At 56.8% G+C, this 18,798-nt stretch carries 16 protein-coding genes; 6 read left to right on the top strand and 10 right to left on the bottom strand.

What is annotated here, in order from left to right:
• Positions 1–4: 4 nt before the first annotated feature.
• The 5 genes from napA to BM323_RS09620 form a co-directional block, all read right to left on the bottom strand.
• Positions 5–2,491 carry a nitrate reductase catalytic subunit NapA gene (gene napA, locus BM323_RS09640; RefSeq protein ID WP_008107862.1) on the bottom strand — a complete coding sequence of 829 codons (2,487 nt, stop codon included), beginning with the start codon at positions 2,489–2,491 and terminating at the stop codon, positions 5–7.
• Positions 2,488–2,766, bottom strand: a complete 279-nt coding sequence (locus BM323_RS09635; protein WP_008107865.1) for a chaperone NapD — start codon at positions 2,764–2,766, stop codon at positions 2,488–2,490. The genes napA and BM323_RS09635 overlap by 4 nt, the downstream gene beginning before the upstream one ends.
• Positions 2,756–3,226, bottom strand: a complete 471-nt coding sequence (napF, locus tag BM323_RS09630; RefSeq protein WP_008107867.1) for a ferredoxin-type protein NapF — start codon at positions 3,224–3,226, stop codon at positions 2,756–2,758. The genes BM323_RS09635 and napF overlap by 11 nt, the downstream gene beginning before the upstream one ends.
• Positions 3,227–3,390: 164 nt before the next feature.
• Positions 3,391–4,881: an L-asparagine permease gene (gene ansP / locus BM323_RS09625; RefSeq protein ID WP_008107869.1), complete on the bottom strand. Its 1,491-nt coding sequence runs from the start codon at positions 4,879–4,881 to the stop codon at positions 3,391–3,393.
• A gap of 296 nt (positions 4,882–5,177) precedes the next feature.
• Positions 5,178–5,450 carry a YdgH/BhsA/McbA-like domain containing protein gene (locus BM323_RS09620; RefSeq protein ID WP_008107875.1) on the bottom strand — a complete coding sequence of 91 codons (273 nt, stop codon included), beginning with the start codon at positions 5,448–5,450 and terminating at the stop codon, positions 5,178–5,180.
• A 237-nt stretch (positions 5,451–5,687) separates the two neighbouring features.
• On the opposite strand from BM323_RS09620, the gene narQ reads away from it, so the two are divergent.
• From narQ to acrD, 3 genes are all read left to right on the top strand, one after another.
• Complete coding sequence (gene narQ, locus BM323_RS09615) at positions 5,688–7,376, top strand: nitrate/nitrite two-component system sensor histidine kinase NarQ (RefSeq protein ID WP_008107877.1); 1,689 nt, start codon at positions 5,688–5,690, stop codon at positions 7,374–7,376.
• A gap of 456 nt (positions 7,377–7,832) precedes the next feature.
• Positions 7,833–8,465, top strand: coding sequence for a response regulator (locus BM323_RS09610; RefSeq protein WP_008108375.1), 633 nt, complete (start codon positions 7,833–7,835; stop codon positions 8,463–8,465).
• 194 nt (positions 8,466–8,659) lie between these two features.
• Positions 8,660–11,776, top strand: a complete 3,117-nt coding sequence (gene acrD / locus BM323_RS09605; RefSeq protein WP_061717936.1) for a multidrug efflux RND transporter permease AcrD — start codon at positions 8,660–8,662, stop codon at positions 11,774–11,776.
• Positions 11,777–11,970: 194 nt separating this feature from the next.
• Here acrD and ypfM read toward each other — a convergent pair whose 3' ends face one another.
• Positions 11,971–12,033, bottom strand: a complete 63-nt coding sequence (ypfM, locus tag BM323_RS24715) for a protein YpfM (protein ID WP_139221414.1) — start codon at positions 12,031–12,033, stop codon at positions 11,971–11,973.
• Between the two features lie 405 nt (positions 12,034–12,438).
• On the opposite strand from ypfM, the gene BM323_RS09600 reads away from it, so the two are divergent.
• From BM323_RS09600 to BM323_RS09590, 3 genes are read left to right on the top strand one after another with little or no spacing between them, the layout of a single operon-like run.
• Complete coding sequence (locus BM323_RS09600) at positions 12,439–12,807, top strand: ArsC family reductase (protein WP_008108371.1); 369 nt, start codon at positions 12,439–12,441, stop codon at positions 12,805–12,807.
• A gap of 1 nt (position 12,808) precedes the next feature.
• Positions 12,809–13,936 (top strand): succinyl-diaminopimelate desuccinylase, encoded by a 1,128-nt coding sequence (dapE, locus tag BM323_RS09595; RefSeq protein WP_091003710.1) that lies wholly within the window; start codon positions 12,809–12,811, stop codon positions 13,934–13,936.
• Between the two features lie 21 nt (positions 13,937–13,957).
• On the top strand, positions 13,958–14,146 hold the full coding sequence (locus BM323_RS09590) for a YpfN family protein (protein WP_008108368.1): 189 nt from the start codon (positions 13,958–13,960) through the stop codon (positions 14,144–14,146).
• Positions 14,147–14,192: 46 nt separating this feature from the next.
• On the opposite strand, the gene ypfH is transcribed toward BM323_RS09590, so the two are convergent.
• The 4 genes from ypfH to purC form a co-directional block, all read right to left on the bottom strand.
• On the bottom strand, positions 14,193–14,888 hold the full coding sequence (gene ypfH / locus BM323_RS09585; RefSeq protein ID WP_008108366.1) for an esterase: 696 nt from the start codon (positions 14,886–14,888) through the stop codon (positions 14,193–14,195).
• Positions 14,889–14,961: 73 nt separating this feature from the next.
• Positions 14,962–16,920: a tRNA(Met) cytidine acetyltransferase TmcA gene (locus BM323_RS09580; protein WP_036649523.1), complete on the bottom strand. Its 1,959-nt coding sequence runs from the start codon at positions 16,918–16,920 to the stop codon at positions 14,962–14,964.
• Positions 16,920–17,792, bottom strand: a complete 873-nt coding sequence (locus tag BM323_RS09575; RefSeq protein WP_008108361.1) for a KPN_02809 family neutral zinc metallopeptidase — start codon at positions 17,790–17,792, stop codon at positions 16,920–16,922. Before BM323_RS09575 ends, BM323_RS09580 begins: the two co-directional genes overlap by 1 nt.
• A gap of 166 nt (positions 17,793–17,958) precedes the next feature.
• Complete coding sequence (gene purC, locus BM323_RS09570; RefSeq protein WP_061718438.1) at positions 17,959–18,672, bottom strand: phosphoribosylaminoimidazolesuccinocarboxamide synthase; 714 nt, start codon at positions 18,670–18,672, stop codon at positions 17,959–17,961.
• Positions 18,673–18,798: the final 126 nt, after the last annotated feature.

Below are 18,798 nucleotides of genomic sequence, written 5' to 3'. Positions count from 1 at the left end.
TGCCTTAAATTTTAACCAGCTTGACGGCGCATTTTTTGTAATCGGTCTGCTTCGACAGCGGATCGGTGGCGTCCAGCGTGACGTTGTTGGCCAGCACGCCCGCATCAAAGAACGGCATAAATACCAGACCTTTAGGCGGCTGATTGCGACCGCGCGTTTCCACGGTGGCAAGGGTTTCGCCACGACGCGATACCACGCGAACTTTCTCGCCGCGACGGAAATTGCGCTCTTTGGCATCCAGCGGATGTATATAGAGTAGCGCCTGCGGCACCGCGCGGTGCAGTTCCGGCACGCGACGCGTCATGGTGCCGGTATGCCAGTGTTCCAGTACGCGACCGGTACAGAACCACAGGTCGTACTCTTCATCCGGCGATTCCGCTGGCGCTTCGTAGGGCAGCGCGAAAATGGTGGCTTTGCCATCCGGCTTGCCGTAGAAACGCACGCCTTCACCGGCTTTAACGTAGCTGTCGTAACCTTCGCGATAGCGCCAGCGCGTCTCTTTGCCATCGACAACCGGCCAGCGCAGACCGCGCGCCTGATGGTAAACATCGAACGGCGCGAGATCGTGGCCGTGACCGCGACCAAAGCTGGCGTACTCCTCGAACAAGCCTTTCTGGATGTAGAAGCCAAACTCGCGCGCTTCATCATTCAGCTGGTCATCTGCCACTTCACTCAGCGGGAATTGATTGACCTGGCCGTTGGCATAAAGCACATCAAACAGCGTTTTGTCGCGCAGCTCAGGATTCTGCGCCAGCAGCGCTTCCGGCCACACTTCAGCCACTTTGAAACGTTTGGAGAAGTTCACCAGCTGCCACAGATCGGATTTCGCATCGCCTGGCGCTTTGACCTGCTGATGCCAGAACTGGGTGCGACGTTCAGCGTTGCCGTAAGCGCCCTCTTTCTCCACCCACATCGCGGTAGGCAGAATCAGGTCAGCCGACAAGGCGCTGACGGTGGGATAGGGATCGGAAACCACGATGAAGTTGCGCTCATCGCGCCAGCCCGGCATACGCTCCTGCGTCAGGTTCGGACCGGCCTGCATATTATTGTTACACATCACCCAATAGGCGTTGAGCTTGCCATCTTTCAACGCGCGATCCTGCGCCACGGCGTGCAAACCAATTTTGGCTGGCACCGTGCCCTGCGGCAGCTTCCACAGCTTCTCGGCGGTAGCGCGGTGTTTATCATTGTTGACCACCATATCCGCCGGTAAACGGTGGGCAAAAGTACCGACTTCACGCGCCGTGCCGCACGCCGACGGCTGACCGGTGAGCGAGAACGGACCGGTGCCCGGACGCGAGATTTTGCCGGTCAACAAGTGCAGGTTGTAGCACAGGTTATTGGCCCACACGCCGCGCGTATGCTGGTTGAAGCCCATGGTCCAGTACGACACCACGTTCACTTTCGGGTCGGCATACAGTTCGGCGAGGGCGTTCAGCTGATCTTTCTCCACGCCGCTCATTTCGCTGGTTTTTTCCACCGTGTACTCGGAAACAAACTTCGCAAACTCGTCGAAGCTCATTGGCGTGGATTCGCCGCTGTCCGGGTTCTTCGCCGCAGCCTGACGCGGATCGGTGGGACGCAAGCCGTAACCGATGTCAGTCACGCCTTTACGCAGCGTCACGTGGTTCTGCAGGAAGGTTTTATCGACCTTATTGTTCTGAATAATGTAGTTGGCGATGAAGTTGAGGATCACCAAATCGCTCTGCGGCGTGAACACTATCGCGTTATCGGCCAGCTCAAAGCTGCGATGACGATAGGTGGAAAGCACCGCCACTTTGACGTTGTCATTGCTGAGACGACGCGCGGTGATACGTGACCAGAGAATCGGGTGCATCTCCGCCATGTTCGAGCCCCACAGCACAAAGGCGTCGGCCTGCTCGATGTCATCGTAGCAGCCCATCGGCTCATCCATGCCGAAGGTGCGCATAAAGCCGACCACCGCCGAAGCCATGCAGTGACGCGCATTGGGATCGAGGTTGTTGGTGCGGAAACCGGCTTTCATCAGCTTGGAGGCCGCATAACCTTCCCAGACCGTCCACTGACCGGAACCGAACATGCCGACCGAATCCGGGCCGTTGGCTTTCAGCGCCGCTTTGAACTTCTCTTCCATGATGTCGAAGGCTTGATCCCAACTGACCGGCGTGAACTCGCCCTCTTTGGCATATTTGCCGTCGGTCATGCGCAGCAGCGGCTGGGTCAGACGATCTTTTCCATACATGATCTTCGGCAGGAAGTAGCCTTTGATACAGTTCAGACCGCGGTTCACTTCTGCCTGCGGATCGCCCTGCGAAGCCACTACTCGGCCATCCTGGGTGCCGACCAGCACGCCACAGCCGGTGCCGCAGAATCGGCACGGCGCTTTTTCCCAGCGAATCGGCGCAGCCAGCGAGGTCGCGGCTTTGGTCACGGTAGGAATGGTGAGTCCTGCAGCCGTGGCAGCAGCCGCCGCCGCATTGGCCTTCATAAAATCACGACGACTTATACTCATGATGCTTCCTTACAAGGTTCTTCAATTTCGTCTTGCTGGTGATACACCAGCGATACCGCCAACACGCCAGCGATGTTGCGACTCTCTTCAATATTGCGCAGCAGCGCGGCGCTATCTGCCGCACCCAGCGTCACCGCCAGCGTGCCGCGCGCGGCGTCTTCAGCAGCGATATCGCAATCGTCAAAGGCCAACAGCGCACTTTTCACGGCGGGAATCGACGCCGGGCGCGCCTGAATCACCAGGCCGCAGACGTGCCAACTGTGTTCATGGTTCATGATGTAATCCTGTGGCTGAGACCGGGCAAGGCGCGATGCAGGCGCCGCAACCGGTACAATGCTGCGGAAGGGTTTCAGGCTGTGCGATGCCGTTTGGCATCAAATGGAAACGGATGGCTTGCTGTTCGCAACTCTCCTGACAGCTGCGGCAATTCACGCCAAGAAAGGTGATGCAGCGGTTGTCGATGCGAATGCGTTGCGGAAACGGTTCGGTTTCACGCGCGTAGAACAGCGGCTGCGGGCAAACGTCTACGCAGGCGGCGCAGAACGTGCATTCGCCCTGCAGAAAATCGAGATGCGGTACTTCACCGGCAGCGAGACGGATGATGTGGGTTTCGCAGGCCGCCGCGCATTTACCGCAACCATCACAACCGTTCTCTCCACGCCACCACGGCAAAGCGATGCCGTCAGCAGACGCTACGCGCTGCCCGGTAAAGAGTTCACGTCGCGACAGCGCCATCGGTTCACCTTAAACGGGGGAAAGAGAGATGGTGCGTAAAATAACCTGACGCTAATGAGGGCTATATCACCCCAAAGGGGTAAATCCCGACGTGGGATCAAGTGAAGGGGAATTGAAATAAAAACGGGGGGCCAAAAGGCCCCCGCAGATGAGAATCGCTGTGATTAGCGCGGTGAATCTTCCGCCAGCGTATCGTGATTCTCAGCATGATGTTCATGCTCTTTCTGCGCTTCAGCATGCACGCGTTTGCGCACGCCAAACCAGCCCAGCACCAGAATCACGGCAATTAACGGAATTGAGGCTATGGTGTAGGTGCCGTTTGGATAGTCAAACGCCATCAACACCAGCACGCTCGCCAGGAATAGCAGCGTCAACCATGAAGTAAACGGCGCCCACGGCAGTTTGAAGCTGACATCGTCTGCCTTGCCTTCTTTAATCGCTTTGCGCAGACGCATCTGACACACCACGATAAAGCCCCACGACGAAATGATGCCGAGCGAAGCAAAGTTCAGAACGATTTCAAATACCTGAGAAGGCACGTAGTAGTTGAGTACCACACCAAATATGTATACACCGATGGTCACTAAAATACCGGCATACGGCACCTGCTGTTTGCTCATCTTCGACATGAACTGCGGTGCAGAACCGCCCATCGACATCGAACGCAGGATACGACCGGTAGAATAAAGCCCCGAGTTGAGGCTCGACAGCGCGGCGCTCAGCACCACGATGTTCATCACGCTACCGATGTAAGGCACACCAAGTTTAGAGAAGAAGGTCACGAACGGGCTTTGCCCCGCCTGATAGGCGTTCCACGGCAGCAGCAGCACCAGCAGCACCACGGAACCGACGTAGAACAGGCCGATACGCCAGATCACGCTGTTGATGGCTTTCGGCAGCATGGTTTTGGGATCTTTACATTCGCCTGCTGCAGTTCCCACCAGCTCAATCGAGGCGAAGGCGAATACTACGCCCTGCACCAACACCAGCGCTGGCAGCAAACCGTGCGGGAAGAAGCCGCCGTTATCGGTGATCAAGTGGAATCCTGTGGTGTTGCCGTCGAGCGGCTTACCGCTGCCCAGGAATATCGTTCCCACAATCAGGAACGCCACAATCGCCAGCACTTTCACCAGCGCGAACCAGAACTCCATCTCGGCGAACCACTTCACGCCAATCATGTTCATGGTGCCGACAATCGCCAGCGCGCCGAGCGCAAACACCCACTGCGGCACATCGCCAAACGCGCCCCAATAGTGCATGTAAAGCGCGACGGCGGTGATATCGACGATACCGGTCATCGCCCAGTTAACGAAGTACATCCAGCCCGCAACGTAAGACGCTTTTTCCCCAAGGAATTCACGTGCATAAGAAACAAAGCTACCGCTGGAAGGACGGTGTAATACCAGTTCGCCCAACGCACGGAGGATAAAGAAGGAGAAGATACCGCACACCAGATAAACCAGCGCCAGTGCAGGACCGGCCATTTGCAGGCGCGCGCCAGCACCGAGGAACAGACCGGTACCGATTGCACCGCCGATGGCGATCATTTGTACCTGACGATTACCCATTGCTTTGTGGTAACCGCTGTCATGCGAGTTGAGCCAGCGTCTTTTCGCAGCGCGTTGTTCGGCTGCGGTTTTTTTAGTTGATTTCATAGCTATCCTGTTTGTCCTGACCATCAATCACCGCTGAACCAAACGATTGCGTATGGCGGTGCGAAATGGGGTAAAAACCCGGTGTCACGCGGCGGAACGATGTCGCGTGGCGGGGTGGGAATTTACGGCGATGAATCCTACCCGTTCTGCAAGAACGAAGCAAAAAATACCGCCAGGCTGCACAAGATGAATTGTAATAATCCGTCGCGGTGCACAAAAAAACCGGTCAGAGGGCTGACCGGTAAAAGGGATGGCTACAGGGATAACTACTACTACAGGGATACTACTGGAGGGAATTAACGGTAAATCTCTGCGGTGCCGCTCCACAGGCTGGAATCGCCTGGAGTTTGTACACCAATAACGCGATAGCCGCTGGCTCCTTCCTCCTGCGCTTTTTGCGACAGATGGCGCGTTGCATCATCCAGCGTACCGCGTACGCCGCTGATGGAAACGGTGCCCGCGCTTTGCAGGTTTTGCGCTTGTGTGGCGCTTACGGGCTGGGCTGCCAGCGTCGAGAAACTTGCGGTGGCAAGCAGTGCAGCAGTCAGAACGGCATAACGTCTCTTCATGTGATGCTCCTGTTGTCTTCCGTTAAGGGTTACAGGACTCATTATCACGCAGGGAATGAAAACCAGGTTGAGCAAGCGGTAAAGCCGTTTAATAATTCGCCAGCTTAGCGCGGGTTATTTAGGGAAAGGTAAAGAGAAAGGGTTTTATCTGTTAAAAGTAACCTGATGTGACGAGATCGAACTCGCCGTTACCGCACGGCTGCCCTATAATCCCCCGCTCTTACAAGGGTTATTACTGTGATTGTGAAACGTCCCGTTACTCGAACCATTGCCCGCGCACTCAGCGTGATTGTGCTGCTGTCGCTGTTGACCACCGGGCTGGCGCTGATGACGCTCTCCAGCAGCCTGCGCGATGCCGAAGCGGTTAATGTCGCCGGATCGCTGCGTATGCAGATTTACCGCCTGGCGTGGGACAGCACGCGCGATCCGCAGCAGCTGGAACATCACATTCAACTCTACCGGCAAACGCTGGAATCCCCGGCACTACAACATCTGGATCGCGCGTGGGTGCCGCTTGAAGTGAGCAGCCGCTATCGCTATCTGCGTGACAGCTGGCCGATGTTGCAAGAGACGTTGCAGCCCGAGCGGGCGCAAATCTACCAGCAGCGTGTCGCGGGCTACGTCAGTGAGATCGACCGCTTCGTGCTGGCATTGCAGCATTACGCTGAACTGAAAATGCATCTGGTGGCCGCCAGCAGCCTGTTTGGTTTTCTGGCGATTGTGGCGCTGGCGCTGTGGACGATTCGCTTTATCCGCCGCAACGTGGTGCGACCGCTCAACGCGCTGGTGACCGCCAGCCAATATGTTGAGCAGGCGAATTTCGCTTTTCCACCGCTGCCGGTGCAACAGCCGAATGAACTGGGCGTGCTGGCGCAGGCCTTCACCACCATGGCGGAACGGCTGCATTCGCACTATCGCCTGCTGGAGTGCGCGGTGCGGGATAAAACCGAAGATCTCACGCAAGCCAATCGCACGCTTTCCCTGCTGTATGAAAGCTCACAAATTCTCACCAGCAGCCCACCCAATCCCGAACTGTTTCAGGGATTGCTGCGTCTGGTGCAGCGGCGTGAAGCATTAACGGTGCTGCAAATTGTCAGCGAGGGGATTGAGTTTCAGGCCGGCGTGGCGGCGGATGATTTAAGCTGGCAGCGATTACCGTTAATGCAGGAAGAGCAGCGGCTCGGCGAGCTGTGCTGGCAAACCCGCCGCGCACCGCCCGCTGACGAACTGATGCAGAGCCTGGCGAACATGCTGGCGCGCGCGCTGTGGATTTGGCAGACGCAAAAACAGTATCAGCAGATGCTATTAATAGAAGAGCGCGCCACCATTGCGCGTGAATTGCACGATTCGCTGGCGCAGTCGCTCTCTTTCCTGCGCATCCAGCTGGCGCTGCTGCGGCGTAATGTCGATGAGTCGCAACCGCAGGCGCTGGCGATTATCGCTGACTTTGATCGCGCGCTGGCCGAAGCCTATCAGCAATTGCGCGAACTGCTGACCACTTTCCGCCTGACCATCGAACAGGCTGATTTGGTGCAGGCGATGCAGGCGATGATTGCGCCGCTGCAGGAGCAATCGCAGGCGGCAATCGACTTCGATTATCAGCCCGGCTTGCAGACGCTGGATGCCCAGCAGCAAGTGCATGTGCTGCAGATTGCGCGCGAAGCGCTGCTCAACGCGATTCGCCATGCGCAGGCGCAGAATATTCAGATTCATTATCAGCGTGTCGCTGATGAGGACCACCTGCTGACGATTGAAGACGATGGCTGCGGCATCAGCAGCCTTGAAGAACCGCCGGGACATTATGGATTAACGATTATGGCGGAGCGTGCCGCGCGCTTATCCGGCACGCTGATGATTACCCCGCAGGCACAAGGCACGCGCGTTACGCTGCGTTTCCCGCCGCGCCCGGCGCATCGGCTAAGTTAACAATGAGCATGAGGTCGCCATGAATGGCGACCCTACAGTCGTTTGGAAAGGTTTTCGTAAGGTGCGCATTCATGCGCACCTGGTTGCCATAAATGGCGCCCCTACAGGATTGCAGCGATTCTGGCAGCGCGGGTGTTGAGGCGACATCCTAACCCGCTGAACGATTGAGGGATTCCAGGGTGAGCCGCATGGATGCGGCGAGAGGTGGCGCTGAGCAGGAGCGAATCGGCACCGGTCCGTCAGGAATCGTGAATGAGTGAAGGTACCGCGCAGCGGCGGGTTGGGCTGGCGCAGGGCCCGGGAGTGCAGAGGGCGCGGCCAGGCGCTCTCTGCTCGGTCGCCGCACGACGGTGCTGCAACTGCCTCAGCAAGAGGCGAACGAAAGACGCTTTGTGCTTAACAGAGCAGCATTACGCCATGAATGGCGACACTACAAAATTAAATATTGGAGAGATTATGGCTAACCCTTCCCTGACAATTATGATCGTTGACGATCATCCGCTGATGCGCCGTGGTATTCGCCAGCTGCTGGCGCTGGAGCCACGGCTGGAAGTGGTGGCAGAAGCCAATAACGGCACTGAAGCGCTGGCCGAAGCGCGGCGTTTGTCGCCGGATGTCATCCTGCTCGATCTCAACATGAAAGGCATGTCCGGGCTGGATACGCTGAAAGCGCTGCGTAACGAAGGCATCGCCGCACGCATTTTGGTGCTGACGGTTTCCGATGCACGCAATGATATCTACGCGATGGTGGATGCCGGTGCCGACGGCTATTTGCTGAAAGACAGCGAACCTGAACTGCTGCTGGCGCAGGTGATGCGCGGTGCGAAGGGTGAAAACGTGTTTAGCGATGCGGTGGCCGATTATCTTGCGACGCGTCAGCCAACGTCGAATCCGTTCAAACAGCTGACGGAACGCGAGTTGGATGTGCTGCAGGAAGTGGCGCGCGGATTATCAAATAAGGAGATCGCCGCCACCTTGCACATCTCCGAAGAGACGGTAAAAGTGCACATTCGCAACCTGCTGCGCAAGCTGGATGTCCGTTCGCGCGTTGCTGCGACGGTGCTGTGGCTGGAGAGCCGACATGTGTAATCGCGCACATAAAATCGTCACTACATTCACACTTTCTCCATAATTTACTCACGATTCTCTAATTTGCTCAGCGTAAAGTACTATCAGCAGGCGTTTTCGTTAGAGGACCTTGCACTCCGCCAGCGTGACGCCATCCGCGCATCGCGCTCATCATAATAAAAGTAAAAAATACGCAGTTGAGGAGTGTCGGTTACATGTCGAATTTTTTTATCGACCGCCCCATTTTTGCCTGGGTTCTGTCTATTTTGCTCTGCCTGTGCGGCACGCTGGCGATCATCTCGCTACCGATTGAACAATATCCCGACCTTGCGCCACCCAACGTGCGTATCACCGCCAACTATCCCGGCGCATCCGCAGAAACGCTGGAAAACACCGTCACGCAAGTTATCGAACAGAACATGACCGGCATCGATAATTTGATGTACATGTCCTCCAACAGCAGCAACACCGGCCAGGCCCAAATCACCCTTACCTTCACCGCCGGCACCAATCCCGATGAAGCGCGTCAGCAGGTACAAAACCAGCTGCAGAGTGCGCTACGCAAATTGCCCGCAGCGGTACAGTCACAAGGCGTGACGGTGAATAAAACCGGTGATAGCAACATCCTGATGATTGCCTTCGTCTCTACCGACGGAAGTATGGACAAACAGGATATTTCAGATTATGTCGCCAGTAACATTCAGGATCCGCTCAGCCGTATCGATGGCGTCGGCCAGGTTGATGCTTACGGCTCGCAATATGCGATGCGCATCTGGCTCGATCCCAACAAACTGATTGCCTACGCGCTGACCACCGAAGACGTGGTGAGCGCGATTGAATCGCAGAACGCGCAGGTGGCGGTGGGTCAGGTCGGCGGATTGCCGTCGGTGGACAAGCAAGCACTCAACGCCACGGTAAATGCGCAGTCGATGCTGCAAACGCCTGAGCAGTTCAAAGCGGTGACGCTGAAAACCAACAGCGACGGCTCGGTAGTGACGCTCGGCGATGTGGCGGATGTGGCGATGGGCGCGGAAAAATATGACTTCCTCAGCCGCTACAATGGTCAGGCGGCTTCGGGGCTCGGCATTAAGCTGGCCTCCGGTGCCAATGAGATGAACACCGACAAACTGGTGCGTGCGCGCATTGCTGAGTTATCGCACTACTTCCCACACGGGCTGGAAGCCAAAGTCGCCTACGAAACCACGCCGTTCGTTAAGGCCTCAATTAAAGACGTGGTAAAAACCCTGCTGGAAGCGATCCTGCTGGTGTTCCTCGTGATGTACCTGTTCCTGCAAAACTTCCGCGCCACGCTGATCCCAACCATCGCAGTGCCGGTGGTGCTGCTCGGCACCTTTGCGGTGCTCTACGCCTTTGGTTACAGCATCAACACCCTAACGATGTTTGCCATGGTGCTCGCCATCGGGCTGCTGGTGGATGACGCCATTGTGGTGGTGGAAAACGTCGAGCGCATCATGAGCGAGGAAGGTCTGTCGCCGCGCGCCGCCACGCGTAAATCGATGGGGCAGATTCAGGGCGCGCTGGTCGGTATTGCGCTGGTGCTGTCGGCGGTGTTTGTGCCGATGGCGTTCTTTGGCGGCACCGTCGGCGCCATCTATCGCCAGTTCTCGATCACTATCGTTTCGGCGATGGTGCTGTCGGTATTGGTGGCGATGATTCTGACGCCCGCGCTCTGTTCCACGCTGCTGAAACCATTGGAGCAAGGCCATCATCACGGCCGCCGTGGCTTCTTTGGTTGGTTTAACCGCACCTTCAACGCCAGCGCGGAACGCTATGAACGCGGCGTCGCCAAAATTCTGCGCAAAGGCGGCCGCTGGCTGCTGCTCTATCTCGCGATTATCGGCCTGATGGCGTTCCTGTTTATCCGTCTGCCCACCTCGTTCCTGCCGCTGGAAGATCGCGGCGTGTTCCTGACGCAGGTGCAATTGCCCGCCGGTGCAACGCTGGAGCAAACCTCAAACGTGGTGGCGAAGGTCGAGAACTACTACATGACCCAGGAGAAAGACAATGTGGTCTCGGTGTTCTCCACTATTGGTGCGGGTCCCGGCGGTAACGGTCAGAACGTGGCGCGCCTGTTCGTTCGTTTGAAAGATTGGGAAGAGCGTCCGGGCAGCGATCGCACCTCTTTCGCCATCATTGAGCGCGCAACTAAGGCCTTCCATAAGATTAACGAAGCGCGCGTAATCGCCAGCAGTCCGCCAGCGATTACCGGCATGGGCAGTTCGTCGGGCTTCGATATGGAGCTGCAGGATCACGGCGGCATCGGTCATACGCAGTTAATGGCGATGCGCGATAAGTTGCTCGAGCTGGCCGACAGCAATCCGGCGCTGTCACGCGTGCGTCACAACGGCCTCGACGACAGCCCGCAGTTGCAGATTGATGTCGATCAGCGCAAAGCGCAGGCGCTGGGCGTGTCGCTGGATACCATCAATGACACCTTAACCACCGCGTGGGGCTCAACTTACGTCAATGACTTCCTCGATCGCGGTCGCGTGAAGAAAGTCTACGTACAGGCAGCGGCAGAGTTCCGCATGCTGCCGGAAGATGTGAATAAGTGGTACGTGCGTAACAGCAGCGGCGGCATGGTGCCCTTCTCCGCCTTCGCCACCAGCCACTGGCAAACCGGTTCACCGCGTCTGGAGCGTTACAACGGTTACTCCGCACTGGAGATTGTCGGTGAAGCGGCGAACGGCGTCAGTAGCGGTACAGCGATGGACGTGATGGAAAAACTGGTTGGGCAGCTGCCGCTCGGCGTCGGCTTCCAGTGGACCGGCGCATCCTATCAGGAACGCTTGTCCGGTTCGCAGGCGCCAGCGCTGTATGCGATTTCGCTGCTGGTGGTGTTCCTGTGTCTGGCGGCGCTGTATGAGAGCTGGTCAATTCCGTTCTCGGTGATGCTGGTGGTACCGCTCGGCGTGGTCGGTGCGTTGGTGGCAACCTGGATGCGCGGGCTGGAGAACGATGTCTATTTCCAGGTAGGCTTGCTCACGGTGATCGGCTTATCGGCGAAGAATGCCATTTTGATTGTCGAGTTCGCCAATGAGATCAACAGCAAAGGGCGCGAACTGATGGAGTCGACGCTGGAAGCCTCGCGTCAGCGTCTGCGTCCGATCCTGATGACTTCGCTGGCGTTTATCTTCGGCGTGCTGCCGATGGCCATCAGCAGCGGTGCCGGTTCCGGCAGCCAGCACGCGGTGGGTACCGGCGTAATGGGCGGGATGATTTCCGCTACCGTGCTGGCGATTTTCTTTGTGCCGCTGTTCTTTGTGGTGGTGCGCCGCCGCTTCCCGCTGAAAGAGAAGCCGCACGATTAAGCATGCCATTCCGCTGCGTGTATTTATTCGGTCGCCATGAATGGCGACCCTACATCCGTGCATACCTCACCCGTAGGGGCGCCATTTATGGCGACCGTACAAAAAAAGCCGCCATGAACGTCATGGCGGCTTTATTGTTGTGTGTGGTAAGAATTACAGCAAGTGGGGAAATGCCCTGCTTTTCTCTTCACGCGTTACTTGTTACGTAACATCGCTTCGATGAATTCTTTCCAGTTTCCCATTTCGGTGTCGACCATAAAAATCCTCTCTTATTGTAGCGGCAATTCTACGCCGTTTTTTTCTACAGGTGAATACGTTTCCACCTGTTATCACTATCGGCAAAAGCGTAGAAAAGCTGCAATCTGTTGAAATTGCGTACTGACGCACATTTCAGCAACTCTATAATGCGTCAGGAAAAATGCCTGACTTAAATCGCGTAGCAGAAAATGGCGATTAGGATAATCCTTAGTGGCTTAATGATGTCACAGGCAATTATTAAGTGCGTAAGTGAAAGCGCTTCCCGGCCCTAAGTAATAAAATTTATAACGGCAAAATGGTCATGAAAAAAACGTGAATCAGGCAGGCTTTCGCCGTCAGCGCTCACAGCCCTTAGAGCGCTGTGGTAAACTCGCGCATTATTTTTTACTAAACGGGAATAAGCGATGACAGCGCAGTGGGTGATGTACGGAATTAAAAATTGCGACACGATTAAAAAAGCACGCAACTATTTGGCGTCTTCCGGTATCGACTACTGTTTTCATGACTATCGCGTGGATGGCATTGATGACGCGCTGCTGCAATCGTTTATCGATCAGCTCGGTTATGAGGCGCTGCTCAACACGCGCGGTACCACGTGGCGCAAGCTGCCGGAAGCCGAACGCGACGCGGTTAACGATGCCGCCAGCGCCAAAGCGGTGATGCTGGCGCAGCCTGCCATCATCAAGCGTCCGGTGTTAGCCGCGCCGAATGGCGATCTGCTGGTCGGCTTCAACGATTCCCTTTATTCCGCCTTTATCCAGGAGAAGTCATAACATGTTCTGTCCGGTTATTGAGCTGGCTCAGCAGCTTATCCGTCGCCCGTCTCTCAGCCCGGATGATGCCGGTTGTCAGGCGCTGCTGATTGCGCGTCTGGAAGCCATCGGCTTCACCGTTGAGCCGATGCACATTGGCGATACGCTGAACTTTTGGGCGACGCGCGGCCAGGGCGAAACGCTGGCGTTTGCCGGTCATACCGATGTGGTGCCGCCGGGTGACGCCAACCGCTGGATCAGCCCGCCGTTTGAACCAAGCATCCGCGACGGCATGCTGTTTGGTCGTGGCGCGGCAGATATGAAAGGCTCGCTGGCAGCGATGGTGGTGGCAGCGGAACGCTTTGTTGCCGCTAATCCGCAGCATAAAGGCCGTCTGGCGTTTCTGATTACCTCCGATGAAGAAGCCAGCGCGGTTAACGGCACGGTAAAAGTGGTTGAACGCCTGATGGCGCGCAACGAACGTATGGATTATTGCCTGGTCGGCGAACCGTCAAGCACCGAGATCGTAGGTGACGTGGTGAAGAATGGCCGCCGCGGCTCGATGACCGCGAATCTCACCATTCATGGCGTGCAGGGCCACGTGGCCTACCCGCATTTGGCGGATAATCCGGTGCATCGCGCCATGCCTGCGCTGAATGAGCTGGTGGAGACAGTTTGGGATGAAGGCAACGAATTCTTCCCGCCGACCAGCATGCAGATCGCCAACGTGCAGGCCGGCACCGGCAGCAATAACGTGATTCCTGGCGAATTCTTTGTGCAGTTTAACTTCCGTTTCAGCACCCAATTGACCGATCAGATGATCAAAGATCGCGTGGCGCAACTGCTTGATCGCCATCAGCTGCGCTACACGCTGGAGTGGAATGTTTCCGGTCAGCCGTTCCTGACCTCACGCGGCAAGCTGGTGGATGCCGTGGTAAACGCTGTGGCGCACTATAATGAGATTAAGCCGCAGTTACTGACGACCGGCGGCACCTCCGATGGGCGCTTTATCGCGCGCATGGGTGCGCAGGTGGTGGAACTGGGCCCGGTGAACGCCACCATTCATAAGATCAATGAGTGCGTGAAAGCGTCAGATTTGCAGATGCTGAGCCGTATGTATCAGCGCATCATGGAACAGCTGATCGCCTAAGCGCGCAGAAGGAGAAAGGGGATGGAATTCTTTAAAGAGTACTGGTGGATCCTGGTGATCCTGCTGATGGTTGGTATTTTGATGAACGTTTACAAAGACCTAAAACGTATCGATCATAAAAAATTCATGGATAACAAACCGACGTTGCCGCCACATCGTGATTTCAACGATAAATGGGACGACGAAGACGACTGGCCGAAAAAGAAATAACCTCCATATCGCTAACGGCGCGAAAATCGCGCCGTTACGCTTTCTGCTACATCATCATCACCACATCATCATCGCCCGGCTTGGCACCGCTGAGCGCCTCATCGAAGTAACGACGCGGCACGGTATAACGCAAATGATTCAGCGCCAGCTCCATGCTGCGATCGTTAATCGCGTGCGGTAAATCTTCCACCACATCCAGCGTGACATCGCCGCCCAAGGACATCAGACGTTGCTTCGCCTCTTCGGCGCGTTGCAGCGGGATCTGTTCGTCGTAATCACCGTGAATCAGATGAATGGTGTTACGCGTGCTGGCCCGCAGCGGCAGCGTGGCATAGCGACCGCTGAACACAATCGCGCGTCCGGCTAAATCCGGCTGCGCTTTTATGCCTTCCAGCACCATGATGCCGCCCTGTGAAAAGCCCACCAGCGCCGTTGCTTCGGCACGCACGCCGCTCTCCTGCTGCCAGTGACGCACCGATCCCACGAATTCTGGCATGATCGCATCCACGCCCTGCTGCTCCGAACGATCGTGCGGCGGAATATCGGCAAACCATTGGCGCCCTTGCGGCACGCTGCCTGCGTAAGGTGCGCCGACCGACACCACCAGCGCCTGCGGGAACGCTTTCGCGAACCAGCTGCCAATCTGCGCCATTGAATCCGGGTTGTCGTTGATGCCGTGATAAAGCAGAAACAGCTGCGCTGCACTGCTGGGTTGCTGAACAATTACATATCGTAGTGCCATAAGATCCTCCTCAAATCACTATACGCCGCTGCTGGCACAGAGATATCGGGAAAATTTGAATGAGATAATGGATTTATTGCAATGAACGCAGCCGCTGCGCGGCATCGGGATTGAGGTGAATCAGTGCTGCGGCAGCTTCCGATCGCAGCTGGTTTATCAGGGCTTTACGCCCGCTGAGACCGGCATGTTGCGCGGCTTGGGTTAGCGTCTGTTTTTGCAGCAGGATGGCATTCAACAGCGGTGAAGGAGACTGGCGCACCAGCCGCTGTAGCGCCGCGTAACTGGCTTCGAACGGGCGCTGCGCCCAGGCAAAACCGGCTAACAACGCCCAGTCATCTTCGTTGAGTTGCTGGCTTGCATCGTTTGCCAGCGCTAACGGCAGTTCGATGATATCTCGCAGCCACGGCCAATCTCGCGCCAGCCGCTGCGCTGCCTGCTGTTGTAGAACTTCACCTGCCGCAGATGTTGCCAGCATCGCCATCGCCGCATAGCAACCGCTGCTCGCTTCGCGCTGCGAGCCAATACGCACCAGCGTAAAACCGCAGGCGCGCCAGAAGTGCCACAAGGATTCGGTGTAGCCGAAACTTACGGAGAGATAATCACAGCTCTGCGCCTGCTGACGTGCGGTGGCCACCAGCGCTTTGCCAATCCCACGCTGACGTTGTGATGCCTGCACCGCAATCCGGCTAATGCGCTGTGAGCGCAGCGTCGCCGCCTGCGCGAAACCGGCATGGGCCGCCAGCGATTGTGCCACCAGATTACCGCGCGGCCGACGATAACCGGCCCACACCGCATCGGCCAATGGCTGATCCAATCCGCCCTCTTCCACCAGCCACAGCGCGCCAGTTACCTGGTCGGCTTCACCTGCCAACCAAAAGCGCATGCCGGGCGCATCCAGCATGCGCCGCAAATCCAGTGGCGAAGTGCGATAGTGCGCGCTGGCAAGCAGGCGATATCCTGCTTCCAGCGCCGTTACGTTGTGGTCTGGCGTTGCCGGATAAATCGCGATCTCACCGCTTACATTGCTCTCCTGCGCATCTTCAAACAGCAATGCCTGGCTGAGCCACTGTTCCAGCGGATCGTTTGGCGACCAGCGCAACGGCTCGTCGAGCTGGAAGAGGCGCACATCCGGCAAGGTGGCGCAGAAGCGCAGCATAAAGCCGCGTCCGGTGCCTTCGTAACCTTGCACAGTGGTAATAAGCAGCACGCGCGGGAAACGTTGCACCAGTTGCTGCAGGATCGGCGCGGGAATGGCGGCAGCTTCGTCGACAATCAGCCACTGCGCCTGAGGCGGATTTTCCTGCGCGAGGATGGCATCAGGCGCCATGAAACTGAAATACTCACCGGCAAACTCTGCCAGCACATCAGTGGAGACTTTGGCTGGCGCCGTGACTAAACAGTGTTGATTGCGCTGCGCCAGCATGCCGGCCAACGCGGATTTGCCGCGACCGCGCGCGGCGGTGATCACCGCAACGCCTTGCGGCATCGCTTCAAGCTGTTCGAGGATTTGCGCCTGCAGCTGCGGTGCCTGACAGCGCCAGTCGGGCAGATGCGTTTCCACGGGATAACGCACCGCTTGATGCTGGCGTTGCAACATCACCTGAGCATCGTTGAGCATGAGGAATTGCAGATGGTGGATAAAGTGCGGCGTGGCAATCGGCTCGGCGACATCCGCCCAGCGCAGGCTGTCGGCATCGGTTTGGTTGGGCCAGCTTTCCCAGGCAGGCGTTAACAGTAACAACCAGCTGCCTGCGCGTAAGGTTCCGGCCAGCGCCGCGAAGGCTTCGGCGTGAAAACCGCTGCGCGCATCGAATATTGCGTGCTGGAATTCACGTCCCAGCAAGGTACGTAAAGCAGCGGGCGCGACGGCCTGCGGGAAATCAGCGCTGTCGCTCACCGTTAGCCAGTCGCCTTGCAGCGCGCTGTGCCAACCTGTGGCTTGCTGCTGCGCCCAATCCGCATCACCCGCTATAACGCAAAGGCGGCGAATGCCTGCACGCTGCATCGCCGCCGTTTGTTCATTCAAGGAGATCACTTGCTAGCGAAGGTGTTGCACTGGCCAGGATCGCCGCTATCGAAACCGCGTTTCAGCCAGGTGTAACGCTGCTGAGAGGTGCCGTGCGTGAAGCTGTCCGGTACCACGCGGCCCTGACCTTTCTGCTGCAGACGATCGTCACCAATCGCTTCAGCGGCGTTAAGCGCTTCCTGCAAATCGCCCACTTCGAGAATGTTTTGCTGCTGCATGTAATGGCCCCAAACGCCGGCAAAGCAGTCCGCCTGCAGCTCCATTTTCACCGACAACTGGTTCGCCTGCGCCTGGCTCGCGCCTTGCTGCATCTGACGCACTTTCGGCTCAATGCCCAGCAGTTTTTGTACGTGATGGCCGACTTCATGGGCGATCACATAGCCTTGCGCAAAATCGCCACCAGCACCGAGTTTGGTTTTCATATCATCGTAGAATGACAAATCGATATACACGGTTTGGTCGGCAGGACAGTAAAACGGCCCCATCGCCGATTGTCCGGTTCCGCAGTTGGTGCGCGTCGCCCCGCGATACATCACCAGCTTCGGCGGCACGTATTGCTTGTTCATCTGCTGGAACAGCTTGCTCCAGGTATCTTCGGTGGTCGCCAGAATTACCGAGGTGAATTTTGCATCTTCGTTACTCTGCGCGCTGTTTACCTGCCGCTGCTGCGAAGTTGGCGCGACATTACCGCCGCCACCTTCTAATAGCGCGGTGAGGTCGTAGCCGTAATAGCCGGCAACGGCCACCACCACCAGCAAGATAAGGCCGCCTTTGCCGCGTGGAATGCGGATTTGTCGTCCACCGCCGCCGCCAAGGCCAGGTGAATCATTGCGTCGATCTTCTACGTTGTCGCTCTCACGACGCCCTTGCCAGCGCATGGTCTAACTCCTTTAAACATGTTTGGCATGATTTTAGTTGGCGGCAGCGGGAAGCACCAGTGTTGTCGTTGCAGAACACCGTTGGGCCGTGATTTATGACGACCTTAATGGCGGGCATAAAAAAAGGTCGTCATAAATGACGACCCTACGGGAGAGGTGGACGAACTTAGTCCAGCTTGACACCTAAACGGTGTGCAACTTCTTCGTACGCTTCAACCAGGCCGCCGAGGCTCTGACGGAAACGGTCTTTATCCATTTTGTCCATGGTGTTTTTGTCCCAAAGACGCGCGCCATCTGGGGAGAACTCATCGCCCAGCACCACTTCGCCGTTGAACAGACCAAACTCCAGCTTGAAGTCGACCAGGATCAAACCTGCGTCATCAAACAGTTTGCTCAGCACTTCGTTGGCTTTGAAGGTCAGCTCTTGCATGCGTGCCAGGTTCGCTTTGCTCACCCAGCCGAAGGTTTCGCAGTAGGATTCGTTGACCATCGGGTCGTGTTTGGCGTCATCTTTCAGGAAGAGATCAAACAGCGGTGGATTGAGCACAATGCCCTCTTCCACGCCCAGACGTTTTACCAGCGATCCTGCCGCACGGTTGCGTACCACGCACTCTACCGGCACCATCTCCAGCTTTTTTACCAGCGCTTCGTTATCCGACAGCAGCGCTTCCATCTGGGTCGGAATGCCCGCTTCCTGCAATTTGGTCATGATGAAATGGTTAAACTTGTTGTTTACCATTCCTTTGCGATCAAACTGCTCGATTCGTGCACCGTCTCCTGCTGACGTATCGTTGCGGAATTCAAGTACCAGCAGATCCGGATTATCGGTGCTGTATACGGTTTTCGCTTTACCGCGATACAACTCAGCTCGCTTTTGCATCTTGTTAACTCCAAACATGAAAGAACCCGTGTTCAGCGGTGTTTCACCGCGCGCCGATTGCGTGACGCAATCGTTTACTTCGCCGGGCGCTATTATACACAAAATAATTCGAGATGCAGGAAGGCG

Source organism: Pantoea sp. YR525, assembly GCF_900116775.1.
Taxonomy (GTDB): Bacteria; Pseudomonadota; Gammaproteobacteria; order Enterobacterales; family Enterobacteriaceae; genus Pantoea; species Pantoea symbiotica.
The sequence above is the reverse complement of the archived record's forward strand: the minus strand, read 5'-3'. Positions and strand labels throughout refer to the sequence as shown.